Origin of the sequence: Saprospira grandis DSM 2844, assembly GCF_000275825.1 — a bacterium.
Lineage (GTDB): Bacteria > Bacteroidota > Bacteroidia > Chitinophagales > Saprospiraceae > Saprospira > Saprospira grandis_A.
In genome coordinates this window covers 1,535,676-1,556,205 of the sequence record NZ_JH719942.1, presented here as the reverse complement: position 1 = coordinate 1,556,205, position 20,530 = coordinate 1,535,676, and the positions used below count along the sequence as shown (strand labels likewise).

The following is a 20,530-nucleotide window of genomic DNA, read 5'->3' as shown; positions in this document are numbered from 1 at the left end:
TAAAGGGTTGGGGGGGGTAAAAACTTTATTAGATGAGAAGACTAGTTGTATTATTGTGCCTGTTGTCTACACTTGTTTTTGGCCAAGAGAGTAAGAATGATGTGGAGACCTTTAGTTTTTATGATTCTTGGACATTAGAATCCGTAAGTTATGAGGACGTCATCTATCTGCTACCATTTGATCTGATATTTAATTTTGATGAAAATGGCTTATACACTTTGGAATTTGTTGAAGTAGATTCGTTTGATCGTTGTGGAGAAACTATTGCAGATTTCGGGTATTCATATTTAAGTGGACGTTATTATATAGTAGAGAAAGAAGATGATGTTTCGTTTAAATTTAATGCTGAACAACAAACTGTTTTTTTTGAATGGATTGGAGCCAAAAGAATGAGGAAGTACAGTGATTATCGTACTTCATCTATGTTGGGAATGTCTTCTATATCTGATATTAGCTCTTATTATTGGGGGTGGTTTTGTGCTGATGATAATTTAGGAGAAGTTGATGAGTTCTTTCTTGTTTATGCGCTAAATGATATCTTTAAAAAAGGAGTTTGTAGAGTTGATTTTCAAAAAGGTAAAATGAGTGTAAGAAGTAAGTCTGGAAAAACAATTATTTTCTTAATGAGGCTTTAATTAAGACGTTCTTAAATAAAAAATGCCTTGACTAGCCTTAAATTTTTATCAAAGGATGGCCGAGAAGTTAATTTTATGAGGGTTTCAACCCTCATTCATCAATCATTGCGAAGCAATACCATGCTTGCTGTAGCTTTCAACCTACTGTAAAAAGGGCCCGGCCGCCGCAGGCGGCAGGCCCCAAAAAAAAATGGATAGCATGCTCCACCAAAATCCTTAAAAGCAACATCTGAATAGATATAAATTTAAGGTCGAGATTGACTGCTGTTCCGATAAAACAAGCAATTAAATGAAATATTTGTGCATCAGTATAGCTTTGCTTGCTTGCTGTCTGTTGGCAACTTCTTGTGCGTATCAAAAACCTGTACCAGGACGTTATAGTAGCAATGCACTGCCATATGCTCTTTTAGAAGTAAAAGAAAATGATAGCTTTTCTTGCCGTTTTGGTCTTATGGACCCTTGCTTAATAGAAGGAACGATAAGAGTAGATAAGAAGCGAGCTAGCTTTAAGCATGAGAAGAATAGAGCTTTTGTATTAACAACTCAAAGCGCTAAGCATTCAGATAGTATTCGTCTGTCTTTTGTGCTTCCAGAGGTGTATATTCCTCTTTATGAAGTAGATGGGCTGTCTTTAGAGCAATTGACATCAAGAGTAACTAAATGTAAGCTCAGTACACGTCTGATTACTGATAGTTCTGAAGTGGGAAGAAATAATACAGTTTCCTTTCTTAGAAAAGAGGCTCCAAAAAAACTCATTGTAAGTTCGACTTATTCTACAGAAGAGCTAGCTTTTACTATTGATTTAAGGGCCTATCCTCAGGAGGATTTAATTATAACAATATACCATTGGGACTACTGTTTTCTTACAAATATAGAGCTCCTAAAGGTAAATAACAGGAAAGGAAAAATTGTGATCAGAAGAACTGGCCTGAACTACTCTAAAAAAATAGTTTTATACAAACTAAAAGATTAGACAACTCCCCTGACACTAAAACTCTAAGCCATAGAAGTAGTATAAAAAGAAGCCCAACAAAAGCAGGTGCAAGAGTAAGGCGGTCCAAGCTCGCCAAAGAAAGGAGCGTTTTCGGGTTTTGTGTCGAAACCAATAAATGCCTGCTAAAATACCCAAGCTGCCGCCCAAAAAACCTAGGCGCAACAGCTGTTTTTCGGGAACTCGCCAAGCGTCTTTTTTGGCCTGTCGTTTATCCCAATACATTTGTATCAGGGCATAAATATTCAGGCTAATGGGGAGGAGAATAAGTAAAAGCATAGCTAAAGGCGAGACTGATGAATAAAATAGTGGTCCAAGATAACCAAAGCCGCCATAGCTTCTACAATGGGGACGGCCCGAGGGAGCACACAGGGGTCGTGGCGTCCCTTGCCGGCTAAAGTAACTGGCTCGCCCTTTTGGTTAATAGTCTGTTGGGCTTGCATGAGGGTAGCTACGGGTTTAAAGGCCAAATTGCAATAGATATCCATTCCATTAGAAATTCCGCCTTGTATTCCGCCAGAATAATTAGTTGTCGTTTTGACCTCTCCATCTTCCATGACAAAGGGATCGTTATGTTGGCTGCCGCGCATTTTGGTCCCGGCAAAGCCAGAGCCGTATTCAAAGCCCTTACAGGCATTGATGCTCAGCATAGCCTTGGCCAAATCGGCTTGGAGGCGATCAAAGACGGGTTCGCCTAGGCCGGGGGGGACGCCCTCTATGAGCAGTGTAATTTGGCCCCCGATACTATCGCCAGCTTTTCGGATGGCTCGGATGAGGGCTTCCATGGCTTGGGCTGTTTTAGGATCTGCTGCTCGAACGGGATTTCGTTCTACTTCTGAGGGGTCTAGTTCCCAGTAGGGGCGAGTACATTTTATTTCGCCCACTGCTTTTACATAGGCCCAAATCTTAATATCATATTGGGCCAAAATCTGCCGAGCGATGGCTCCGGCGGCTACCCTTGCGGCGGTTTCTCTGGCAGAAGAGCGGCCCCCACCGCGGTAATCTCGGATGCCATATTTAGCGGTATAGCTATAGTCGGCATGAGAGGGGCGATAAAGATCGGCCCAGCCGCTATAATCCTTAGATTTAGCATTTTGGTTAGGGATAAAAATGTGTAGGGGCGTGCCTGTTGTATGGCCCTCAAAGAGGCCCGATAAAATCTGAAACTCTTCGGTTTCTTGGCGTTGCGTAACAATAGCGGATTGGCCGGGTCGTCTGCGGGCCAAATCGCGGCGAATGAGGTCTAAATCTAGCAAGAGGCCAGCTGGGCAGCCGTCAATGATGACGCCAATTCCAGCTCCGTGAGATTCTCCGTAAGTAGTGATTTTAAAAATTCGTCCAAAACTATTGCCCGCCATCTTCTTCTCCGATATAATTAGAATAATCTTCAATTTTTTTTGCCAAGCGGGCCTCTAAATAGGCATGAGTGCCGCCCAAAACCTCTAAAATCATTCGGGCATCTTCTTGATAGGCTTTTCTTCTTGCGGCGCTCCAGTAATGAGGGGGAGGGCTCATATTGACTAGGCGATCGGCCAATTTGACCAAACAAGTTTCTTTAGAGTTGGCTTTGATTCGGTGGAGAGAGTCAGCCATTTGTTGCGCTTTGGGCAGCTTTTTATTTTTGCTTAGGGCTTGCACGGCCAAGCAAATTTCCTCACTAAACTCCCGGGCGAGCTCCTCGGGCAGGATGTCGGTATCTTCTAAAACATCATGCAGGATGCCGACCTGCAAGCAGAGGTTTTCGTCAAAACCCTCGGCTTCATTTTCTAGGGCGAAGTTAATTTCTGCTCCAACATGAGCAAGGTGTAGTAAATATGGCAATTCACTACCCGACATTTTTTGCCCGGCATGGGCGCGAGCAGCAAAATCTAAAGCTCTACGATAAACATCTACAGGCGTTGGCATATTTTCTATCTTTAGGTCCTAAATGAAGTTCTTCGCATCAAAATTACGGAAGAACAAATGAAAGTTAGTAAACTTCTGGCAAAATCAAGCCTTTTAGCTAAGCGGAGCGTCATTATTTTGGTCCAACTGGCTTTTGCTGCCCTTGGGCAGCCTTTGTCGAGCGCTTGGCCTAGCGATGTGTAGGGGGGCGGCGCAGCCGCAGACCGAGCGGGCTTAGCCCGCGAAGGGCCGAGCAGGCTTGCGAGCCCCGGAACGTAGCGCAGCAAGCGCAGCGCAGCTGAGGCCCCAAAAAAATACAAAAAAACAAGAGCGGCTTTTGTTTGGCCCTACAAATAGCTGTAGCTTTCCAATTGATTTTAAAACCAACACGACTTATGAAAACATTACTACCTATTCTTTTTGTACTGGCTTTTGCGCCCTGGGCTTCGGCTCAGTTTGTCATTTTTGGCGAGGCCCTACAATCGAATATTAGCAATTCTGGATTTAGCGTTAGTTACACTACCTCTCAGTCGGGGGAGGGAATTTTGGAGTATGGCCTAACGCCTAGCCTAGAAATGGGCTTTTCTTCTGCTGGTCCCAATGCGAGCAGCCACCAAATAGCGCTTTCGGGCCTACAAGCCGCCGAGGTCTATTATGTTCGCCCTAGTTTGATTCGGAACGGCGACACCATTCCCTCGACCAAAACGGCCATTATGGCTACGGCCTCCAACTCTACTGGGCAGATCAAAATCTTCTTTAATAAGAGCATTGATGTGAATGTATCTAATGGAACCTATCCGCATATTAACAACTCTTCAGCCGCTATTGTTGCCGAGCTCATTAAGCGAATTGATAGCGCCCAAACGAGCATTGATGTGGCCGCCTATAATATCAACCAAGCAAACATTGTAACGGCCCTAAACAATGCCCAAACTAGAGGCGTTGTGGTGCGTTATATTGCTAATGATGGGACCTCGAACAGTGCGTTGAGCAATGCCAACTTTCCTTATGAGGAAGTGAATACTACGGGGCTAATGCACAACAAATTTCTTATTTTTGATGCGGGATCTGTCTATGATAGCTACGTTTGGACCGGCTCGATGAACTTGACTTCTGGAAATATCTATGACGATTTTAATAATGTCGTTTTGGTCCAAGACCAAACTTTGGCCAAGGCCTATAGCATAGAGTTTAATGAGATGTGGGGGAGCACAAGCACTACCTTTGATGTGGTGGCTAGCCGTGCAGGCAGCCAAAAAGCCGATAATACGCCGCATTTGTTTATGATTGGCGGCAAATTGGTTGAGCAGTATTTCTCGCCTACAGATAATACTACTACAGCTATAAAAAATGCGGTTCTTTCTGCGGGTGGAGATGTTTCTTTTGCCCTACTGACCTTTACCAACAATGAGTTGAGAGATGCCGTTTTGGACCGTCAACAGTCTGGAGAGCAAGTAGCTGGAATTATTGAGAATATTGGCGATCAAGGTAGCGATTATAATGATTTAAATGCTGGAGGTGTGGATGTTTATGCTGATAATCAGCCTCATGACATTCATCACAAATATGCAATCATTGATGCCAATACGCCCAACTCTGATCCTCAAGTAGTCACGGGTTCTCATAACTGGTCGCAGGGGGCAGAGGACGATAATGATGAAAATACGCTCATTATCCATGATGCCGAAATTGCCAACTGGTACCTCCAAGAGTTTTCTGCTCGTTATTGTACCAATGAAGGTAGCAGCAGCTGCCAATATGATCCTGCTGTTTCGGTTTGGCAAACAGAACTGCAGAGCTTCAAGCTATATCCCAATCCTAGCCAAGGTCAAATTCAAATTGAGCTGGATCAAGCGCAAGAATTAGATTACCAACTGCTCAATAGCTTGGGCCAAAGCATTCTAAGCGGTCAAATTCAAGGACAGCAGGCGCAGCTAAGCCTGAATCAACTGCCCAAAGGAAGCTACTATTTGGTCCTGTATAAGGAGGGCCAAGCTTGGGGCCGACAACTCATTCAGTTGTTTTAAGCCTTTGCTTAGTTAATAAATAAGCGGCCAACTCTTTAAGAAGAGTTGGCCGCTACTTTTTGATTGGCCGCTATTCCTGAATAATCGTCTTGATTTTCTCGGCAATAGCCTTACCCTTGGGCCCTAATGATTTTATCGGTTCACCACTAGCCGCATAGGCCAAAAAGGTAAAATTATCGGCCAGTACCTCATCGGGATGAATGGTGTAATTGGTATTGCGACCAATTTGCTCCCAATAATTATTCAGCTCTTTTTCTTCTAGGCCCAAATCGGGACTTTTTATGCGATATTGCCCCGCTTGGGGCAGCTCCTCTAGCTCAAAAAACTGGAAAAGCATAGCTTGTAGCATCGGAATGCCCTTATAGGCCCCAAAACGAGAAAAAATAATAGGGGTGGCCAAAAATTCTTGTTCGTTCTTATCTTTTAGCCGAATGGCATAATTTAAATCCAGGCCATCGGGATTATAGAAAATGCGCTTTTGCAGAAAATCAGATAAGACCAAACTGTCTATTTGCTGATAGCCAATGGCCGCATAAAGTGCCTTCCTTTTTTGGGGCGAATAGCGAGAATAAACATGAAAAATCTCATGAATTAGGGTTTGTTCTAACTTGCTGCTATTGGCCAATTGATCGGCTGGAATAACAATGCAGTTTTCTCGAGTATAATACACTGAGGCCCCATAATAACTGCCCAAAGTCTTAATCAGCCGCATTTTGGGCAGCTCAATATTAGGCGCAAAAGCAGCAATGCGATCTAGGGCCGACTGAAAGGTTTTATGTAGCAAAATTTGCTCGCTCGAACTAAATTCCTGAACATCCTTTTGCAACATTTCTTTGTAGTGAGGCAAAAGATCTAACCGCTGGTTTGTAGGCTTTTCTAACTGCATCTGAATGGCCATCTCCAAGGCTTGCACCTTCTCAAAATAACCCTCCTTATGGTCTTGAACAATAGCAGCTTGGGCCGCTTCTAAAGATAAAAGTTCATAGTCGCAAAGGGCATGATGCCCCTCTTTTTGGGGCGGCTGCTGGCAGCTGCTCAGCAAAAGGAGGCCAAACAAAGGAAAAAGAAGAAAACGCATAAAATTAAGGGGTTTTAAATTGTTGAGCCAAATAGTAAGGCGCCTCGGGCCCCATGCAAAACAAGAGGTCCAAAGCCGATAAATGAGGCAAAAAACCTAAACGGTCCTCAAAAAGCTGCGGGTAGGGCAGAGGCGCAAAATAGGGATCTGGGGCTTTGGCCTGCTGTGGCCGAATCTGATTCCGAAAATCAATGCCCGCCTCAAATTGATGCGAAAACTGCGCAGTAAAACTAGGCGTTTCTAACTGAAAATGCTCCAATAAAAACTGCAAAGCCGCCCAATTGAGAGCAAACAAATGACTGGGCCGACTCTCCAAAATGGCCCGAATTTCCTCCCCGTAATAATCAAAAAAAGGAGCCTTGCCATAGGCCGTTTCTATGCTGCGCCAATGCTGCTTGGGCCAGTCCTTTTTATAGTCAATTTTTACCTCCCGAACCGGCAATTGCTGATGCTTGCCCTTCTCTAAAGGCACCGATAAGGCCAACTTTCCCTGGGCCGTCGCCAAATGATAACGATTGCGAAAAGAACCCTTCTGATAATGCTCCTCGCCCTCCAAAATAACCGAAAATCCCAGCCATTTAGAAAGGTACTGCAAAGAAGGAAAAAGCTGCAATTCTATTAAAAGTGAATCCTGCATAAGTCGTCCAGTTCAATAAATTTTAAGCAAATATAGTGCATTTATAAAAGGATTTGGGGCTGCCCCTCCCTTTGGTCGGGTCGGGCTGTATCGCAGCTCGCTGTTCGCTCGGCCCTGCAGCGGCAAAGCCGCTTTGGTCTGCCGCCTTCGGCGGCCCTGCTGCCCATCCCTCAGCCAGATTTAATTGCGCTGCTTTGGCCATCTTTGCTATGAATTTTTGGCTAGGCTAGCTATTTTTTAAGGGCATAGCCTTCGCTATGGCCGAGAAAAATAGGGCCGACTAGCAGGAAGTTGCTGCAAACTATAAAAGTGAGCGCGTTTAAATCTGGCTATTGCCTGCGGCCCTCCGGGCCTGTCTACCGCAAAAATAAGCTAACGCTAAAATGTGTTAAGATTGAATATAAATAAGTTTCCTTAGGGCTAAACTTACATAAATATGACAGTAAAATGACGCTCCGACCGTACTTTTGTAGTGCTTTGCTGTTTACTGTAAACATAGGTCTTTTCTGTATGAGCTAGCCCAATTGCTTCGCCTAAAGACCAAGTAAAAACTATTATGCAGAATCTACCGTACTTCAGTAAGCCATGATTGCCATGCTCCCTGGCCCCAAAGCGCTACAATTTGTTGGCGTCCCCTTTCTTAACAGCTGCTAAAGATATCGCCATGAAGGCCATAGAACAATACAAAATTATCACATTTACCCATCGCCGAACCGATTTAAACGGGATTGGCCAATTTGTACTCCGACCAAAAACAGAGGAGCAAGCTGTTTTGGAGCAATTGCATGCCTTTAAGCAGCAGATTGGCGCCAAAGAGATCTATTATCTATCTACTTGCAACCGCATTCTGTTTCTTGTCTTGGCCCAAAAAGAGGATAAAGGCAAGGCCTTTAAGCAAAAGTTTATGCAAACTCTATATGCAGACTTGAGCGAGACCCTACAAGCTAAGGCCCTCAAAGAGGCCTTTTTGTATGAGGGCCTAGAGGCAATTGACCACTTTTTTCGGGTTTCGGCCTCTATGGATTCTTTGGTGGTGGGCGAACGGGAAATTCTTCGCCAACTCCGAGAAGCTTATCAAGATAATTTGGAGCAAGGCCTTACGGGAGATGCCATCCGCTTACTGATGCGCTTTACCGTAGAAACGGCCAAAAAAGTCTATTCTTCTACGCGCATTGGCGAAAAGCCCGTTTCTGTGGTGTCTTTGGCGGTCTCTAAACTCATGCAGGCCCAATTGCCGCCCAGTTCCCGCTTTTTGTTGTTGGGCGCAGGGCAAACCAACGCCCTTTTTGCCAAGTTTCTAAAAAAATACGGCTACCACAAGGTCACAGTATTTAACCGTAGCCTAAAAAAAGCACAGGAGTTGGCCCAAGATTTTGATGGGGAGGGCCTTCTATTAAACCAGTTGGGAGAATATAGAAAGGGCTTTGATGTGGTGGTGGCCGCCACAGGCGCCAAATCAGCCCTATTAACAAGCAGCCTTTATGGGCAGCTTTTGGGCCAAGAGGCTGCAACAAGCAGCAAGTTACTGATTGATTTGAGTATCCCGAATAATATTGAGCCCACTATTGCCGAGCAGTATCCCAAGGCCCAATATATTCCCATTGAGAGCCTGAGAGAATTGGCCCAAAAGAATTTGGCCTTTAGAGAGCAGGAACTTGAGCGGGCCAAGGAAGTTGTAGAAGAACAGCTAGATATCTTTTATCAGGCCTTTAAAGAACGCCTAATTGAGCTGGCCCTCCGAGAAGTGCCCATTCAGGTGAAGGCCATCCGACAACATGCCCTCAATAACGTATTTAAGAAAGAACTAGCCGATTTGGATGAGGAGTCTTTGGCCCTTTTGGACCGCATGATGGCCTATATGGAAAAACGCTGCATTGCAATTCCCTTGCAAGTGGCCAAACAAAATATGTTGAAAGAAGACTAGCCATTATCGTCTAGAGCGGGGCCAAAGGCCCCGCAAAGGAGCGAAGCGACGCGGCTGAGGGATGGAGAGGGTGGCCCGCAGGGCCAGACCGAGGCAGCAAAGCTGCCGAAGGGCCGAGCGAGCAGCGAGCCCGGAACAGCCCGACCCGGCCATTGGCCGGGGCAGCCCCAAAAAAAGAAATAGAAAAACTTCAGTATCTTGGCGGCGAACAGAATAAATAGAATATGAGAAAATTGATTATTGGGACCAGAGGCAGCAAATTGGCGCTTTGGCAGGCCTATTATACGCAAGAACAGCTCAAGGCATTGGGCTTTGAGTCTGAATTGAAGATTATCAAAACGCAGGGAGACCGCATTCAGCACCTCAGCTTTGATAAGATGGAAGGCAAGGGTTTTTTTACCAAAGAAATTGAGGCCGCTTTGTTGGAGGGCGAGATTGATTTGGCCGTGCATTCGATGAAAGACATGCCCACCACACAGCCCAAAGGCCTAAAATTATCGGCGGTATCTTATCGGGATAAGGTGGCTGATTTGCTCTTGATTCGCAAGGAGGTTGTTGCCGCGAAGGAGCTATTGGGCTTGCCGCCCAATGCCATTGTGGGGACCTCTTCTGCCCGTAGAAAGGCCCAGATTTTAGATTTTCGTCCCGATTTGGAGATCAAGGATATTCGGGGAAATGTGCCCACTCGCCTCAATAAGCTCAAAGAAGGGCAGTTTGATGCGATTTTGTTGGCTGCGGCTGGTGTTAATCGCCTAGAAATTCCCTTAGATGAGTTTGAGGTTTTTGAGTTTGATCCTAGAGAATTTGTGCCAGCTCCTGCCCAGGGCGTTTTGGTTTGGCAATGTCGCTCGGAGGACCTACAAACGCAGCGAATTATAGCCAAATTGCACAAAAAAGAGGTGGTGGCCTGTACCAATGTAGAGCGTCGCTTGTTGCAGCTCTTTGATGGCGGTTGTCAGATGCCTTTGGGGGCCTATTGCTACAAAGAAAACGGCAGTTATCACGCTTATGCGGCAGTAGCCAAAAGCTGGAACAGCCCCGTGAAGCGGGTCCAACTATCGGCTTCTACCCATACAAAATTGGCCGAAGGCCTCTATGCGCTCTTGCAAGAAGAAGCCTAATTTTGGTAAATCGTATCGCTGCGAAGGGGGAGGAGCATATCGAGCTCATTGACCTTATAGCGGCGAATGACCACCATCGGTTTGGCCCCCATAATGGGGAGGGAAGGAATCGCCAGAACCGATTCGGAGGGTAAAAAAATAAGATATTGGCCCAAAGTCTCTAGTGGATTTTGGGCCGCATCTTCTTTTAGGGCCAAGAGTTGGCCTTCTCTTTCTTTAAAGATATGCAGCTCTTGCTGTTTGCCGTTAAAACTACCACAAACAAAAAGAGAGTCGCTAAATTGGTGCATGGCCCGAAAATCGGCTTGCGGAGCCTCAAAAAGTAGGGCGGCCAGCTTATTTTTTTTGCCCTTTAGGGGCAAGGGCAGGCTCAGGTTATTTTTCTGGACCAGCAGGCTATCTCCTTTTATCATTAACTGATAGCGATTGCGCCCAATCAGGGTGTCAATACCGGCATTTTTGGCCGTTCGTTCGCCCGCCAACTGAAGAGGGCGCTCTTGCTGCCCGCTACTGTCTTGGGCCAGTTGCTCCTTAAGTGCTTGGGCCTCTTGGCTAGTATTTTGGCAAGAAAAAAGGGGTAGCATCAAAAAGCAGCAGAAAAAAAATCTAGCGAATCGCATGAGATATATTAGTTTACAATAAGAAATTTAGTGTTGAGGCGTTCTGTGCCATCACTATTGACGGTAAAGACCAAATAAACGCCAGGACTAGCCTTTTGTCCCTCATAATCGTAGCCGTTCCAAACCGCTTGCCCACCATAGGCATCTTGTTCAAAGACCAAGCGACCCCTTGCATCGGTAATCTTGACATTGACATCCTCAACCAAGCCACTAATGGCAATCTGTCCCTCATAATTTGGGCGAACGGGGTTGGGAAAAACCCGCACCGCCGATTTATTGGCAAAGCTGCTGCCTTGGGTGGCCTCGGCTCTAAAGCCTTGTAGGCCGCTTTCTGTGGCCATATATACTTGTCCAGACTCGGGGTCTACGGCAATCGCCCCCACCCGATTATTAAAGAGCGGACTATTTTCCTCGGTAAAATAATAAATTTGGCTGTAGTCTTCCTCATCTAATAAAAAGACGCCATTATCGCTAGCGATCCATTTGCGGTTGGCCCCATCTACGGCAATGCTACGAATGTTTTCATTCTCCAACAAACGGCCATTAAAATCATCGGGATTGATGATGGGCCGAAGACCAGAACAATTATCATCAAAAACAGAGCAGCTAAAAATAGTCACACCATTATCTGTGCCCACCCAAATGCTTCCGCTGCGGTCACTGACTACACAATTAACCTTACTAGAGGCCAGCTCGCTATTGCTGGGGGTAAGGACCTTATAGCGCTCGTCTCCATCTACTTCTAGCTCTCCGCTATCAAAAACGAGCAGGTTGTTTCCTCTCAGCTGAACAATCCATTTGTAGCCGTAGCGATCTATGGCAATCGGCCCAATTTCAGAAGTGTAGGGGTTGGCAAAACTCTTCCAATCGCCCTCTTCGGTTTTTACCACAATGGGCTGCACGGCTTTGTGGTTGCTCATCCAGAGGTTGTTATCGTCATCAAAGGCGAGGCCCGTGATACGCGTCCGGTTGGCATCGCCTTGGGCCTCTTGTAGGGCCGTGTTGGGGCTGTCTTTGTCCCAAACATAGATGCTATCTTCCTTGGTGATCTGGACCAATCCAGCCAAAAAGGAGCCCATATAAACGCTGCGGTCTTTGGGGCTAATGGCCAAGCAAGAGAGGTTATCTACCCCATTGAGCTCAGAACGGTTGGCCGGGCGGTAACTCCGCCAATCAAAGTCTTCATAGCGGTAGGCCCCAAAACCATCAAAGAAAACACTAACGTAATCAATCATACCGCCAGTGGCCCAAAGTACGCCATATTCATCTACGCCCAAACTCGAAACATTCGCATTGTAAGGCCCTTCAGGAAGGTAGGGACTAAGACTGCCGTCTGCATTGTTGCGGTAGAGCCCTCGCCCCCCAGCCATCCAAATGGCCGAGCTGCGGTCCGAAAGAGCATCAAAAATATTTCCCGAAATATCGCCATCAAAGAAGTAGCCTTCTAAACGCTCATCCTCAAAAAGAACCTCTACGTAGTTGGTCCCTGTGGCCATGGTTAAACGAGTACCAAAGGCATTAACTTGCATGCGCAACTTAGAACGCCCCGTATACATATAGTTCTCGCCATTATGAGGCAGATGACTAAAACTTTGCCCATCATAGCGCATCAGGGTATCGTTGATATCAGCATACAAACGGCCATTCATTTTCCCCAAGGTAAAGCTTTCATAAAAGTCTAGGGCCAAACCATCGGCAGTGCCTAGCTTGTCCCAATTATTAAAGTCTTGCAAATTGACGCCTTCTACGGGCACTTTGTATACACCTATAGCGGTGGCCATAAAGAGCTCTTGGCCCAGCCGATCACTAGCATAAACCTCCATGCTCGTAAAGGTGGTCTGCGCAAATTCTCCGCTTTCTTGCTCAAAGCAAACCAAACCAAATTCTGTAGATAAATAGACCTGATTGCTATCGCAAAATATATGGCGAATGCTGCGCCCACTACTAATATTGGCATTTTGCTTAATGGCGGGCCGGTTCATAATGCGGCCATCACTGCCCAAAATATCTAGATTGCCATTTTCATAACCAATAAAAATGCGCTGGTAGTCCGCACTATAGGCCAAGCTGCTAATCCCCACATCAGAAAGCCCACTTATTTTATTGTAAAGCAGAAATTCTCCACTGGCCTTAAATACCGAAAAAAGCCCGTAATCCGTGGCCGCATAAATATGGTCTGGGGTTTCTATCAAGGCTTTGGTTTGCCCATAGGGCAGAAAAGATTCCCATTGCCCAATCCCCACTTTAGGAGCCAAAGATTGCGCCTGCAGAAATGAAAAACTTAGCATTAGCCCAAGAAAAAAAAGGAAGGTCGTTCGCATAATTTTAAGTTTACAGCTAGCAAGTTCAAAAAAAAATAGGACAATGCCCCTTACAGCATTGCCCTATTCTAAAAATATCTAGTTCATTCTTGTTGTTTTGTAGTTGCTCCTTACTTCAACTACACTTTTACAAACGCTGGCTTTTTCAAAAGGGTGGGGTAGTTTTTCTTTTTTCTTCTTTTTTTGGGGCTGCCCCGGCCAAAGGCCGGGTCGGGCTGTGTCGTGGCTCGCAGGCCTGCTCGGCCCTGCGGCGGCAAAGCCGCCTTGGTCTGGCCCTTCGGGCCACCACTTTCCATCCCTCAGCCGAGGCGCTGCGCGCCTTGGCGGCGGCTTCGCCGCCTATCTGGACCAAAAAAGCGCCCCAAACCGCAGTTTGGGGCGCTTAGGGCCTTCCCCCTATTTTGCAATCAAAGGCAAAATGGCCGGAATGTTTTGGTCTTCATAGGCTTGCATGGTCGCCACCGGAAGGTTTCCACCATAAAAGCCAGCGGCCTCCGCCCGAATAATATACTTTTGGTCGGGCCGCAAGGGCAAACTAATTTTACCATTGGCATCGCTTGTAAAGCGCTCTTCACGGCCATCTAGCAGGTTGGTCAAGACAATAGTGGCTTGCCCAATCCCGCTTTGGTTGCTTTTCTGCACCACCTGAAGGTCTACGCTCAGCTTTACCTTAACGTCCTCTTGGGTTTCCAACATGGGCGGATCCCCTTCGGTATTTTCATAGTTGTAAGGGTCCTCTGCGCTTGTTGTATTTTCCTCATTAGGGTCATCAGGAAGGGCCCAGGGATTGTAGTCAGGATCATCTGGATCTAAAGGTTCTTTGGGCGCATTGGGGTCACTCCAGTCCCCATCAATTTGGCCATTATCGACCACCACTTCGGGGTCAAAGTTATCTGAACTATTGGGGTTGGGCGTAGGCTGGCCTCCTGTTCCTTCATTTCCGTCTAGCTCTCCACCATCTTCTAGCATGGCTAGGTCCATAGAATCCACCTTTTCTTTAGCGGTGGGTTCTTCTACGACGAAACCAGCATTGATGAGGCTGTCGATGAGTTTTTCGTCGTCGATGCCAGAATCGGCGAGGCTGTCGGTAAAATTTAGCTTTCCTCTAGGGGCGATGCCAGGCGGTAGGTCCTGAGGTTCTTCTCCGGTCAAAATAAATTGATAAAGGTCATCGCTTCCATTTCTAGAAGAAGAGAAAAAGCCCTTAGTTTGGTCGTCATCTAAGAGGAAGTAAGTATCGTCAAAGGCAGAGTTGAGCGGTTGGCCCAAGTTCTCGGCCTCGGTCCAGTCAATTCCGTTACCCGTAGGTCTAGAGCGGAACAAATCGTAGCCACCATAGCCCGCCTTGCCTTTAGAGGCATAGTAGAGCGTACCATTGGGGTGGGCAAAGGGAAAGGCCTCATTGCTGCGGCTATTCACGCCCTCTCCCAAGTTTAGGGGTTTAGACCATTTATCGCCCATTTTTCGGCTCATCCAAATATCCGTTCCTCCAAGTCCACCCGGCATATCAGAGACAAAAAACAGGACTCGGCCATCGGCGGAGAGGCTAGGGTGCATAAATTGGTAGCCTTGGGTAACAAACTCTAGGACCAAGGGTTTGCTCCAGTCGCCATCGACCAATTCGCTGGCAAAAATTTGTAGGGTATAGGCTTCGGCATCGGGGGTTTCTTTTACCGAGCGGTTATAAAAGCAGAGTTTTCCGTCTCGGCTAAAGCTAGCTGGACCGTCATGTCGGCGGTTGCCATTTAGCTGGCGGGCAAAAGCGGCTGGGGCGGCCAATTGGCCATCAGCGCTTAGTTCTGCAAAGTACAGATTGAGGAAAGAGCGTTCTTGCTCTCCCCAATTGGCGCTAATATCAGCGGCTTGGATACGGTCGGAGCTAAAGACGAGGCCCGTACCATAAAAGGCGGGACCAAATTCGTCGTTCAGGCTATCATTGACCGCAGCTTGATAGTTAATTTGCACATCGGGATAAACGGGAATAATAGACTCAATGGCATCTAGTCGTTTGAGTAATTCTGCTGGGGCTGGGTCTTCTGGCCGTTGGTCGGCATACTGCAAAAACTGCGAGCGGGCCTCATCAAATTTGCCCAAAGAGAGTAAAGATTGCCCATAGGCCAATAGAATATCGGGGCGTTCATCGGCATTGGGAAGCAGGTCCTCAAAAAGAGGAACGGCCTTATCTACATGGCCTGTTTCATTATAGCTTTTGGCCAAATTGATGCGGGCATCTACGCCCATCACGCCTTGGCCCGAAGTGCTGCCCATCAAAAGCTCATATATTTCTTGAGCTTCTACATAACTCTCTTCATTAAAGAGGTTGTTGGCTTTTCTAAGTTTGTTAATGCGCTCTTGCCCAAAGCTGGCCCCACTAAAGGCAAAGAGCAGAAAGAGAAGTAAGTAAGTCCTCATAAATTGCTCATTTTTATTAGTCGCTGCTAAGTTAAGTATTATTAAAGAAGTTCTTGTTTAGAACTTGTTTTAATCTGATCTTCTGGGGGGAGCTAGGGGCGGGCTGTTATTGGCCTAGCGCTGTGGAGGGGTGGCCGCAGGCCAGACCCAAGCCGCCGCAGGCGGCTGCAGGGCCGAGCAGAGAGCGAGCCCCGCAACATAGCGCAGCAAGGCGTAGCCGCCGCTGAGGCCCCTAAAAATCCTTGCCCAAAGATAAGTAGATTTTGGCTTGTTGGACATCGCCAGTTTCTACGCCCCAAGCACAATCTAGCTTGACAAAATAGCCCAAAACCACCGAACGCAGGCCAAAACCAAAGCCTTGTACAATGGGGCGGCGGTAATAATTGACTCGCAGGCGAATGGGCGAGACCACATTTACCCCAGAGGCGGGGTCGATGGTGGTACTATTGAGGGGGTTGTCTTTGGAGAAAGGCGAGCTGCCCTGCCAGGCGGTACCCACATCATAGAAACCGCTGAGTTGGAGGTTGCGCAAAATGCTAGAATTGCTGTTCGAGTTGCCCAAATATTCGGCAAGGGGGATGCGCAATTCGGCATTGATGAGGGCAAAAGAGTTTCCATTTCTGATATTGGCATCAAAGCCGCGCATATTGGCGGCCACCGTTTGGTAGGCATAATCTTGACCATCGGGTAGGGGAATGGTTTCGGTTTGGCTACTAAAGAGCCAGTTTTCCATACCGCCCAAATTGTATAAAATCTTTTGTTGGCCAAAAGAGCTAGCGCCCACAAAGCGGAAGGCCAAAATGCTCTTATTGTCCAATGAGATATAGTGGCGAGCATCTAGGCCTAGGGCAAAAGTGGGGGTATTGGCTACTTGCCCTAGGCGGTCGCCAGTGCTAAAGGGAATACCTTGGAAATAATCGCCATAAATGCGCATTCTAGAGCCTTTGCGGGCATTGAGGCCCAAAATAACGCTATTGTCATAGACATATTCTAGGCGAATGCCTAGGCGATTTTCATCATAGATAGGAACGCTTAGGCTGCCCAAATCTTCGGGGCTGATGGCTACTCTATCGGCCTGAAAACTCAGGGTAGATCGGATAGAGCGGAAGCGGCCAAGGGGGTAGCTAAATTCGGCCATGGCCAAATGCTTGAGGGTGCGGCCCTCTACCTGTTCTTGAATGGTCCCCGTGCTATCCTCCAAAATATAGTCTTCGCTAAAGCCTCTGCGGTAGAGGCTGTATTTTTGGTCCAGACGATACTTGCGATTTTCAAAGTTAAGAAAATACTCCATGCCATCAAAGGTAATCGGGATGCGCATCCCCACTTCTAGGCGGTAGTTTTCTAGGGCATCGCTAAAGTTAATTTGGCCAGAGATGCCAAGAGGCGGCAGGCGGAAGGGGCCGCCTAAATAGAGGTCTAGCCCATTGTAGAGGACGGTATTGTCTAGGTTTAGTTCTACCCCCTCAAAGAAGAAGTTATCTTCCTGCTTTTCGCCTTTTTGGGGATCAAAAACGAGCAGCTTGTGTTTAGGGGCCTTAATGGTTTTTTCCTCTGGCGTTTCCTTTTCTACAATTTGGCCATTTTGTCCTTCTACCAGCTCAATGGCTTTAGGTGGCGTACTATCTTTTTTGTTGAGTTTTGGCGTTTCTACTTCTTCAAATTCAGTCTGAAATAAGTAGTTGTCTATATCTACCTTGGCCGTATCGCTTTGGCTGGGGGGCAGGCTATCTGACTTTATTTCTTGCTCTACAGCCTTGAGCTCTTCTTCTAAGCTTTTGTCTGTTTGTGGGCCCTTTTTTTCTTTGGGCTCTTCCTTTTTCTTAGGCTCAATAGAACGGGTTTTTTGCTGTTGTAACAGCCCATTTTGGCGCTCCAAGATGAGGCGATAACGGCTAGAAGACATTTGCATTTCTCTATCGCTGCGCAAGTTTCTCAAAAAGAGTTTGTACTTGCCTCCACGGAAGAGTAAATCGGCCACTTTTTCGCCATTGGGGGTAATGCTTTGGGCCAAAATGTTGCGGCTATAATTGGTGTTGGCCATCAATTTGGTCTGCCAGCCATAAAGCGGCTGCTGCCCAAAGCTATCCAGTTGGCTGCTATCGGCTGCGCTAAAGCTGCTATCTAAGGGCAAAACAATAGGCGCCTCTCCCGATTTGGGGTAGCCCACTACTTGCTGGCCCAATAATACACTATCTATTTGGCCAATATAGCGGTTGTAAATGCCCGATTGGTCACTGAGGAAACTAAACTGCCCATCGCCCAAGGCCTGAGGGTTTTTCTCATTGACCAAAAAGCTGTTGGTCAGGCGAATGGGTGCTCCTTTCTCCTCCAATGGCAAGAAAAAGAGATCAAACTGAAGCAAGGGCAGTTGCTGGCCCAAGGGGAGCTTCATCTTGGCCGCTGGGCGGTTAGAGCTAAACAATACCCCCTTTTTGCCTTGAAAACGCATAACGGTCGGACTCAAATCATCCCAGGCATCCTGACTCAGGTTTTTGGCCTGCCCATTACTATATAAAAACAAATCACTTTGCCCCTCGGCCTGAGCCGATAGCAAAAACTGACTGCCCTGATAATGGCTAATATGGCCCACCCGCTCAATGTCCTTTATTTCTTGGGCCTTGCTTAGCTTGCCCTTGGCGGTATTCAAAAATTGCAAGTAGACTTTATCGGCCCGCTCAAAGACAATGGCTAGCTCTTGGTCGTTGCGCCAAGCCAAAAGCGGATAATGCTGGTCGCTGCGGTTGCTATGGTCCTTGGCTCCTTGCCGCCAAACGACTTTGGCTTTTTGGCTTTCAGCCTGCTGCAAAACAACTTGCTGTTTGCCCAATTTCTGCTTTACATAGGCGAGCTGCCTAGCATTGGGCGCCAAAACCAATTGACTAATGGCCTTTTTGCCCAGCTTCACTTCGAGCTCTCCCGCATTCGGAAATAATTTGCCCAAATTGTCACTCTCATAGCGCTGCATGAAGTATTTGTACCAACTGCTGCCCGCTACCGTATAAAAACTACTGCCAAAAGCATAGCGAAAGCCCGCCTCAATACTATGATTGATGCGGCTGAGATACAGCAAATTCGATACGGTGGCCTGCCCATGATTGCGGGCGATATAATGAAACAAGGATTGGCCCGCCAACTGCGGATGCTCCTCGGCCAATTCTAAAAAGTTGGCATAACGACCCGATAAAAGGGCCTCCCGAAGCTGATCGTCTTTTTCTGTGCTCCACTCTTCTACGGCATGGGCAATTAGGCCCTCCGTAAACCAGTCAGGCAACTCTAAAAGGACCGAGTTCTGCACAATTTCTTGCAAATTAGACCCAAATAGCATGCGGTTCAACACCGCCCGAGCAATGCCCTCCCGCAGGTTTTTGTGCAGCTTTTGGTGGTTGCCATCAAAATGAACCAATAGCTTTTTGTCTAAATAGACCTGCTGCCCCGAATTGAACAAAGCCGGGGCCGATATGCCCACATTAGATTGCAGCAAATCACTGTAGTCATCATAAACAATGACCTCGATAGGCTGCCGAATCTGATACTCAAATAAACTCTTGAGCTGCCGATAATCTTGCTCGGCCATGGGCAAAATCGTCTTCATTAAGCCCTCTTGTTGGCTATGATAATAGAAGGTGAAATTTAAGGTCTCATAACGCTTCCATTGGTACTGCTCTCGCTGCAATCGGTTTTGCCCAAATTCAGAACTGACCAATTGGGCCGCCACAAACTGAGGAGCCGCCCATAGAAAAATAAAGAAAAGGTAGAGGTAGAGATGTTGTCGCATAAGTTGGTGCTGCTATGGTATTTCTAAATGAGGCCAATGAGGTTGTTTTTTTGGGGCCTGCCGCCTTTGGCGGCCCTGCCCTTGCGCCGCTCGCAGGTCTGCTCGGCCCTGCAGCGCTTTCAGCGCTTTGGTCTGCCGCCTGCGGCGGCACGGCTACAGGCCAGTAGGCCAGTCGCTGCGCTCCTCTGCGGCTCGCTGCGCTCGCCTGTAGAACCCCAAAGTAGGGCCTTAGGCCCATTGCCCACAATTTTAGGGCCTCAATAAAATCGATTCTCTGCTTAAATAAACGTATTTTTGCGGCAAAAGGTCGCTTTTGGCTGTTTTGAGGCCAAAACAACCGTTTAAAACTATCTTAAAATAAGGAATTATGGCCGTGGTTCAAGCTTTCACTTTCAATATGTTTCAGGAAAATACATATATAGTATATGACCAAAGCAAATCCTGTATCATTGTAGACCCTGGCTGCTATACGGCCCAAGAACAAAATCGCCTGAAGCTATACATGGAGGAAAGGGGCCTAAAGCCCGAGGCTGTAGTCAATACGCATTGCCATTTGGACCATGTTTTTGGAAATGCCTTTGCCTGCAAAACTTGGGATATTCCCCTTTATGTGCCCGAAGGCGAGGCCGCTATGCTCGAGGCTTTTCCTCGAGTGGCCCAACAATATGGCATCCCCAATGTTACGCCTTCTCCAAAACCCAATAAACTCCTCAAAGGAGGCGAGAGCTTTAGCTTTGGCCAAACGAGCTTTAAGCTGCTCTATTGCCCTGGCCACTCGCCCGCTAGCCTTTGCTTTTATTCGGAAAAGGACCATCTGCTGCTCGCTGGAGATGTACTCTTTTTGGGTAGCATTGGCCGAACCGATTTGCCTGGCGGAAATTATGAGGTCCTTATGCAATCTATTCAGGAGGAGATTTTACCTTTGCCCGATGAAACAGTGGTCTATTCGGGACATGGACCCAAAACGACTGTGGGCCGAGAACGCAAAATGAACCCTTTCATTAAAGAGATGCGTTAAGCCCCTTTTTGGTTGGTCCAAATTAGGCGAGCGAAGCGAGCCGCAAAGGAGCGCAGCGACTGGCCTAGCGATGTGAAGGGGGGCGGC

The 20,530-nt window shown here is 47.0% G+C and carries 15 protein-coding genes; 6 read left to right on the top strand and 9 right to left on the bottom strand.

Annotated elements, in window-relative coordinates:
- Positions 1 to 32 precede the first annotated feature (32 nt).
- Both SAPGRDRAFT_RS07065 and SAPGRDRAFT_RS07060 read left to right on the top strand, forming a co-directional pair.
- Positions 33 to 635 carry a hypothetical protein gene (locus SAPGRDRAFT_RS07065; protein ID WP_002658320.1) on the top strand — a complete coding sequence of 201 codons (603 nt, stop codon included), beginning with the start codon at positions 33 to 35 and terminating at the stop codon, positions 633 to 635.
- 289 nt (positions 636 to 924) lie between these two features.
- A complete protein-coding gene (locus SAPGRDRAFT_RS07060) occupies positions 925 to 1,608 on the top strand; it encodes a hypothetical protein (protein ID WP_002658318.1) in 684 nt (227 codons plus the stop codon).
- 15 nt (positions 1,609 to 1,623) lie between these two features.
- Here the strand turns inward: SAPGRDRAFT_RS07060 and SAPGRDRAFT_RS07055 are convergent, their stop codons facing one another.
- From SAPGRDRAFT_RS07055 to SAPGRDRAFT_RS07045, 3 genes are read right to left on the bottom strand one after another with little or no spacing between them, the layout of a single operon-like run.
- The gene (locus SAPGRDRAFT_RS07055; protein WP_002658316.1) at positions 1,624 to 1,905 is read right to left on the bottom strand and encodes a DUF1294 domain-containing protein; all 282 of its coding nucleotides are present in this window, start codon (positions 1,903 to 1,905) and stop codon (positions 1,624 to 1,626) included.
- 2 nt (positions 1,906 to 1,907) lie between these two features.
- Entirely contained in the window at positions 1,908 to 2,984 is a 1,077-nt protein-coding gene (gene aroC / locus SAPGRDRAFT_RS07050) for a chorismate synthase (RefSeq protein ID WP_002658315.1), read from the bottom strand.
- Positions 2,971 to 3,531, bottom strand: coding sequence for an HD domain-containing protein (locus tag SAPGRDRAFT_RS07045; protein WP_002658314.1), 561 nt, complete (start codon positions 3,529 to 3,531; stop codon positions 2,971 to 2,973). The genes aroC and SAPGRDRAFT_RS07045 overlap by 14 nt, the downstream gene beginning before the upstream one ends.
- A gap of 374 nt (positions 3,532 to 3,905) precedes the next feature.
- Between SAPGRDRAFT_RS07045 and SAPGRDRAFT_RS07040 the strand changes: the two genes are divergently transcribed.
- Positions 3,906 to 5,537 carry a phospholipase D-like domain-containing protein gene (locus tag SAPGRDRAFT_RS07040; protein WP_002658312.1) on the top strand — a complete coding sequence of 544 codons (1,632 nt, stop codon included), beginning with the start codon at positions 3,906 to 3,908 and terminating at the stop codon, positions 5,535 to 5,537.
- 70 nt (positions 5,538 to 5,607) lie between these two features.
- Here SAPGRDRAFT_RS07040 and SAPGRDRAFT_RS07035 read toward each other — a convergent pair whose 3' ends face one another.
- Complete coding sequence (locus SAPGRDRAFT_RS07035) at positions 5,608 to 6,615, bottom strand: hypothetical protein (protein ID WP_002658310.1); 1,008 nt, start codon at positions 6,613 to 6,615, stop codon at positions 5,608 to 5,610.
- 4 nt (positions 6,616 to 6,619) lie between these two features.
- Positions 6,620 to 7,252 (bottom strand): WbqC family protein, encoded by a 633-nt coding sequence (locus SAPGRDRAFT_RS07030; protein WP_002658308.1) that lies wholly within the window; start codon positions 7,250 to 7,252, stop codon positions 6,620 to 6,622.
- Positions 7,253 to 7,916: 664 nt separating this feature from the next.
- Between SAPGRDRAFT_RS07030 and hemA the strand changes: the two genes are divergently transcribed.
- Together hemA and hemC are read left to right on the top strand one after the other, a co-directional pair.
- Positions 7,917 to 9,176, top strand: coding sequence for a glutamyl-tRNA reductase (gene hemA, locus SAPGRDRAFT_RS07020; RefSeq protein WP_002658306.1), 1,260 nt, complete (start codon positions 7,917 to 7,919; stop codon positions 9,174 to 9,176).
- Positions 9,177 to 9,400: 224 nt separating this feature from the next.
- Positions 9,401 to 10,297 carry a hydroxymethylbilane synthase gene (gene hemC, locus SAPGRDRAFT_RS07015; protein WP_002658304.1) on the top strand — a complete coding sequence of 299 codons (897 nt, stop codon included), beginning with the start codon at positions 9,401 to 9,403 and terminating at the stop codon, positions 10,295 to 10,297.
- On the opposite strand, the gene SAPGRDRAFT_RS07010 is transcribed toward hemC, so the two are convergent.
- The 4 genes from SAPGRDRAFT_RS07010 to SAPGRDRAFT_RS06990 all read right to left on the bottom strand — a co-directional run bounded on the left by SAPGRDRAFT_RS07010 (position 10,294) and on the right by SAPGRDRAFT_RS06990 (position 19,425).
- Positions 10,294 to 10,881 carry a hypothetical protein gene (locus SAPGRDRAFT_RS07010; RefSeq protein WP_253271387.1) on the bottom strand — a complete coding sequence of 196 codons (588 nt, stop codon included), beginning with the start codon at positions 10,879 to 10,881 and terminating at the stop codon, positions 10,294 to 10,296. The genes hemC and SAPGRDRAFT_RS07010 overlap by 4 nt on opposite strands.
- 44 nt (positions 10,882 to 10,925) lie before the next feature.
- A complete protein-coding gene (locus SAPGRDRAFT_RS07005) occupies positions 10,926 to 13,238 on the bottom strand; it encodes a two-component regulator propeller domain-containing protein (RefSeq protein WP_002658300.1) in 2,313 nt (770 codons plus the stop codon).
- Between the two features lie 396 nt (positions 13,239 to 13,634).
- Positions 13,635 to 15,650 carry a tetratricopeptide repeat protein gene (locus SAPGRDRAFT_RS06995; protein ID WP_002658298.1) on the bottom strand — a complete coding sequence of 672 codons (2,016 nt, stop codon included), beginning with the start codon at positions 15,648 to 15,650 and terminating at the stop codon, positions 13,635 to 13,637.
- A gap of 232 nt (positions 15,651 to 15,882) precedes the next feature.
- Positions 15,883 to 19,425 carry a hypothetical protein gene (locus SAPGRDRAFT_RS06990; protein WP_002658296.1) on the bottom strand — a complete coding sequence of 1,181 codons (3,543 nt, stop codon included), beginning with the start codon at positions 19,423 to 19,425 and terminating at the stop codon, positions 15,883 to 15,885.
- A gap of 367 nt (positions 19,426 to 19,792) precedes the next feature.
- On the opposite strand from SAPGRDRAFT_RS06990, the gene SAPGRDRAFT_RS06980 reads away from it, so the two are divergent.
- Entirely contained in the window at positions 19,793 to 20,443 is a 651-nt protein-coding gene (locus SAPGRDRAFT_RS06980) for an MBL fold metallo-hydrolase (RefSeq protein WP_002658294.1), read from the top strand.
- Positions 20,444 to 20,530: the final 87 nt, after the last annotated feature.